The sequence below is a fragment of the Janthinobacterium agaricidamnosum NBRC 102515 = DSM 9628 genome (assembly GCF_000723165.1).
GTDB classification, from domain to species: domain Bacteria; phylum Pseudomonadota; class Gammaproteobacteria; order Burkholderiales; family Burkholderiaceae_D; genus Janthinobacterium; species Janthinobacterium agaricidamnosum.
Genome location: NZ_HG322949.1, coordinates 5886012 through 5886646 on the forward strand (window position 1 = coordinate 5886012; position 635 = coordinate 5886646).

Sequence of the window (635 nt, forward strand, 5' to 3'; positions counted from 1 at the left end):
TGTGCGCCACGCCCGAGGATGCCAGCAGCGCCCGGGACGGCGGCCTGCGCTATCACGCCGCCCGCGCCGGAGAACCGGGAGACACGATCCAGGCGCTGCGCTCCGAGCGCAGCCTGCGCGTCGGCATGGTCACGGTGCTGAGCTACGACTACAAGGCGAAAAAGGCGATCAGCGCCAGCGTGCCGACCAACCGGGTGGTTGGCGGCAAGCACGCTCCGCTGCTGGAAAGCTACGATGCACCGGGCCAGTACCGCTACGCCGATGCGGCCCAGGCGCGCCGCTACGCCACCTTGCAGATGCAGGTGCATGAAGCGCGCGCCCATCTGTGGCAGGCACGCTCGACAGTGCGCACCTTGCGCGCCGGCACCCGGTTTACCTTGACCCAAGGGCCGCTGCAACCGCTCGGCGACAAAGATCCCGAATACGTGGTGCTGCGCGTGGCCAGCGTCGGCATCAATAACTTGCCGACACCGGCGGCCGAGGGCATGGCGGAACTGTTCGGTCCGATCCCTGCATTGCTGGAAGAGTCGCTGCCCAACTTGCACATCGGCTTAGAGGATTTCGAGGTGGCAATTGCCCAGGCGCACAGCAGCGGTTACGCCAACTGCTTCGAGGCCATTGCTGCGGCCACGCCA

Annotated in this window: 1 protein-coding gene (only partly in view); it reads left to right on the top strand. The window is 66.9% G+C overall.

All 635 nt of this window come from inside a single coding sequence — locus GJA_RS25520, contractile injection system protein, VgrG/Pvc8 family, on the top strand. Of the gene's 669 coding nucleotides, 10 precede the window and 24 follow it; the stretch shown corresponds to coding positions 11-645 (codon 4, partial, through codon 215, complete); the first complete codon in view begins at window position 3. Both the start codon and the stop codon lie outside the window.